This window comes from Halalkalibacter hemicellulosilyticusJCM 9152, assembly GCF_000513115.1.
In the GTDB taxonomy this organism is placed as follows: domain Bacteria; phylum Bacillota; class Bacilli; order Bacillales; family Bacillaceae_D; genus Halalkalibacter; species Halalkalibacter hemicellulosilyticus.
On sequence record NZ_BAUU01000073.1, the window covers coordinates 1 to 4,257 of the forward strand.

Genomic DNA, 4,257 nt, shown 5'->3' on the forward strand with positions numbered 1-4,257 from the left:
ACTAATTAGATTATCACAACTAATAAAAATTCTTTCGTGAAGAAAATGATATATGATTATATGAAATAGATATTTGAAAGGAGAAATGGATTATGGAAACGACAATGGTTCAAAAAATTGGACAGATTGGTGTACCTGTTAAAGACTTGAATAGAGCATTACATTATTATAAAGAAAAATTGGGTCTTTCCCTTCTTTTTAACACTGACAGTATGGCCTTCTTTGAATGTAATGGGTTACGCCTAATGTTAACACTATCAGAAAAAGAGGAGTACGCTCATTCAAGTTCGGTTATTTATTTTCAAGTAACTACTATTATAGAGACTTATGAGCGCTTAGCAGGTAAAGGAGTTAGTTTTATCAATGAACCACATGTGGTAGCAAAAATGGGACAAATAGAAACATGGATGGTATTTTTTAAAGATACAGAAGATAATACGCATGCATTGATGAGTGAAGTACAAGTGTAAGAAAACCAAAAGGAGACCGTCTTAATAACACATACGGTCCTTTTGTGTTTGTCCAATCGTCCATCGTTCGACATCATTTTCAACCCCTGTAAAGGTGTAACAATAAAAGGTTGTCATTACTTCAAAGCAACATATACATCTATTTCATTCTCCATCTCATCAGGATTATACCGTTCATCCCAAACTTCAAAGTCATAGCCTAAAAAACTATATTATTATTTAATAGCTTTAACGTTTTTTCACCTAATCCTTGTTCTTCGATCTCTTTTAGATTGGCTTGGATTGATAACCTACTACTGTAAAAGGGGCTTTTGTTATAACTTTTGCATTCATTTGACTCATCCTTTCATTAAAAATCATTTTGTAAAATATAAAACTTCCTATACTAATTATTTTATAAAGACTAAATCGCGCACCATTTGGTTTTAATTTTGAATATTTTCTAGCCCATCATCGGTCTTAAGATAAACACGGTATCCCATACAGGTCCTTCCAAAGTAGCAACATGTTCAATCATATAAACCTCGCTACAATGAATTTATTGAACATCTTCCCAAACATTAAATTTATTACCGTCTAAATCTATAAAAGTAAATTGGAGGCCACATTTCCCCTGGTTAGTAACTGGTTCTACTTCAACCTTTTCAGTTAGAAGTTGTTCGTATAACGCTTGACTGTCCTCTACTTCAAACGTTAGTGAAAACATCTCGAAACCTTCTCCGTCCCAGTTATCTGTTAAAAAATTGGCATTAACTTTTTGTTTGGCTTCTATTAAAAATAACCAATCTCCATTCCCTAGTTCCATAATGCCTCCCTCAGGTGACACCCTTTTTAATTGAAGACATCTTTCATACCATTCAACCGCTTTTTCAACATTACTAACCGGGATGTAATTACAATGCACTTTCTTGAGAAATGGTTTTGCTTTAACGTCACTCATGATTTAATCCTCCTACAATTTTTTAAACATTTTTTGTAACATGATTAATTAGGTTGGATAAATCTCGGTATGGTCGTGCTCTGGCACCTATTCGACCAATTGTATTTTCAATAATTCTAAATTACATTATACACGAACTAACGTTCTATTCTAAGCGTTTTTTTAATGTTTATGAAAATTTAAGTTTAAAATGAGATCACCTTCTCGATCCAGAGTGAATTCACCTATTTGCTCGTATTATAGCTAAATAATGTAGGAGTAATCTCATTTACTTCTTCCATGTATAAATCAGAGCGCTGGTTTTGGTGCTGGAAATGGCTACTTTAGGAAAGCTTAAATTTGAAGCACTTGTCCCTTGTCTTGTCGCTAGCTTTGTTCATCTCTTTATAACGACAGCGACCTGGGGGCATAAACACGAAAAATTTATTATACAAAGTGTAACGACATTATCTGTTATGACGTTTATGAAAGTGATTCTAGCTTCTATTATTTTCAGTCTGTTAAGTGTTTTATACTGTCAGTTGAGACATGGAATACAAAAGTTATCAGAAAAGCTTTTCAAGAAAAATCATATGAAAAGAGCCTTTATTGGAGGAATAATCATTGTGGCACATCAATAGCTGGTTCAAAAAATTAGAATGGCCGAGGCTTAGATATGATAGAACAACCTTATAAAGTAGGCGTTCCTCCTTTTGCTTTTCTAGCCAAGTTAGTATTTACGTCAATAACGTTTGGAGCGGGCATTGTAGGCGGTGAAGCTATTCCTTTATTTTTCATGGGGGCAACACTAGGAAATACTTTACACTCATTCATGGGTTTACCTATGTCATTTCTCGCTGCATTTCGTACGATTTCCACACACTTTCATCGAGCACCATTTACGACGGCCGGTTGTATTCTTTGACCGATGACTATTGGAAACCTTTTATGCGATGACATCTCCATACCCCAAAACTAATATCACCTTAAAATTAACCATATAAATATTTATTGACAGGTTAAATAAAAGTCATTAAAATAACCATATAAATATGTTCCAGGGGGTTAATTTAGATGTGCAGATGAAAGGAAGGTGAAAATTCTGCGCGAAATAAATATTGTTTATGGAACTTAACAGGAATGGGCACTTTTTGATGAAAATAAATTGGAGGTCAATAAAATGAAAATAGGTCATGTAGGACTTAATGTAACCAACCTTGAACAATCTCTTGCTTTTTATACAGACATTTTTGAACTTGAAACGATTCGTGAATCATATGAGAAGGGAAAGAAATTTGCCTTCTTAGGGCATAACAGAAATGTAGCTCTTACCTTATGGGAACAGAGCAAAACCGAATTTTCAAAAAGCCATTCCGGGCTCCATCACTTGGCTTTCGAAACCGATTCGATTGATACTATCAAAACCATAGAGCAAAAGCTTGTGAAAATGGGCGTAAAGATGATTTACGAAGGGATTACTGCACATGAAGAGGGATCGAATTCTGGAGGCATATTTTTCTTAGATCCGGATGGAATTCGATTAGAAATTTATGCACCTTTAGACAGAGAGTCCCGTGATCATCGTTATACAGAAGGCCCAGCCTGTGGGTTCTTTTAATGATGCGCTATCATCAAGGAGAAATTAATGTTCAAGAAAAATCTTGCTTACGCGATGAGGCTTCACGTGTAAGCAAGATTATTCATGATACTATTCCAGAGGTCGCTGCGCAATTCATCGAACAACAGGTGATGTTAATCATTGGGGTACGAAATGAAAATGACTTTGTCTGGGCTTCGGTGATCTATGACGAATCCGGATTTGTTAAGGTAGTAGACGCGCACACAATATTTGTATCATCACTCCCCCTGGAGTCAGATCCCGTATTTGCTGGCATCAAAGTTGGCCACTCAATAGGAATTCTTGCCATCGAATTTGCAACTAGAAAGCGCATGCGAGTAAATGGGCTCATTACACAAGTTCACGAAAATGGATTTCTTGTAAAAACTAGAGAGGTCTATTCAAACTGTCCGAAATATATACAATCACGCACATTTTCAGGCTTCAAACCCATGAAAAGAATAAAACCTAGATTGGCTACCCAACTGGATTTAGAGCAGATGGAAATGATTCGTCGTTCAGATACGTTTTTTATTGCGACGCACCACTCGGAAAGTGGTGCGGATGCTAGTCATCGAGGAGGATTGCCTGGATTTGTTCATATCGTTGACCAGCGCACATTAGTGATTCAAGACTATAAAGGTAACGCAATGTTCAATACGCTGGGAAATATAGTTGAAAACCCGCAAACCGGGTTGTTATTTCTTGATTTTGAGGCAGGAAATCTTCTGCAGATCAATGGAGAAACGACGGTACAATGGGTGGGGAGCGAGAGATCTATTTGTTTTAATGTTAGACAAATTAGAAATGTCATCGGAGGATTCCCACTCAGATGGACGTTTGAAAGCTACTCTCCATCTAACCCTTCATAAACGCAAAATCTACTACACCTTCCAGTATCGCTTACGATTGATGCAAGCAAATAAGAATGAGGATTGCCCCGAATACAATCTATATACGTATTTGCAATCCTCCAAATTGTTATGCCATTTCACCTTCACTTAATGATACGGTTCTGTGCGCTTCTATACAGCAATATTCTAGGCCATCGCCTGTGGATGGCCTAGCCAATCAGTCCGTGTGAGCGACGGCGCTGATTTCGATCAGTTGCTCAGGAAACGCTAGATCTGTCACCCCAATGAGGCTGCCGGCAGGCCGATGTTGTCCCATATATTCTCTAAACAACTTAAGACTGTTCCTTTGAATTTTGTCATGATGAATGAGGCCGTATACTTTCATGGAGCTGCACA

The 4,257-nt window shown here is 36.9% G+C and carries 5 protein-coding genes and 1 pseudogene; 5 read left to right on the plus strand and 1 reads right to left on the minus strand.

What is annotated here, in order from left to right; genetic code table 11:
• The first annotated feature begins 92 nt into the window (after positions 1–92).
• Positions 93–470 (plus strand): VOC family protein, encoded by a 378-nt coding sequence (locus JCM9152_RS20760; RefSeq protein ID WP_035347683.1) that lies wholly within the window; start codon positions 93–95, stop codon positions 468–470.
• 538 nt (positions 471–1,008) lie between these two features.
• Here JCM9152_RS20760 and JCM9152_RS20765 read toward each other — a convergent pair.
• Positions 1,009–1,410, minus strand: coding sequence for a VOC family protein (locus tag JCM9152_RS20765; protein WP_035347684.1), 402 nt, complete (start codon positions 1,408–1,410; stop codon positions 1,009–1,011).
• 314 nt (positions 1,411–1,724) lie between these two features.
• On the opposite strand from JCM9152_RS20765, the gene JCM9152_RS23835 reads away from it, so the two are divergent.
• The 4 genes and pseudogenes from JCM9152_RS23835 to JCM9152_RS20780 all read left to right on the plus strand — a co-directional run bounded on the left by JCM9152_RS23835 (position 1,725) and on the right by JCM9152_RS20780 (position 3,879).
• Positions 1,725–2,030, plus strand: coding sequence for a chloride channel protein (locus JCM9152_RS23835; protein ID WP_052016262.1), 306 nt, complete (start codon positions 1,725–1,727; stop codon positions 2,028–2,030).
• Positions 2,031–2,065: 35 nt separating this feature from the next.
• Positions 2,066–2,173: pseudogene (locus JCM9152_RS24260) on the plus strand (hypothetical protein); the annotation flags it as partial.
• 396 nt (positions 2,174–2,569) lie between these two features.
• Complete coding sequence (locus tag JCM9152_RS20775) at positions 2,570–3,007, plus strand: VOC family protein (RefSeq protein WP_035347685.1); 438 nt, start codon at positions 2,570–2,572, stop codon at positions 3,005–3,007.
• On the plus strand, positions 3,007–3,879 hold the full coding sequence (locus tag JCM9152_RS20780) for a pyridoxamine 5'-phosphate oxidase family protein (RefSeq protein WP_052016264.1): 873 nt from the start codon (positions 3,007–3,009) through the stop codon (positions 3,877–3,879). The genes JCM9152_RS20775 and JCM9152_RS20780 overlap by 1 nt, the downstream gene beginning before the upstream one ends.
• Positions 3,880–4,257 lie beyond the last annotated feature (378 nt).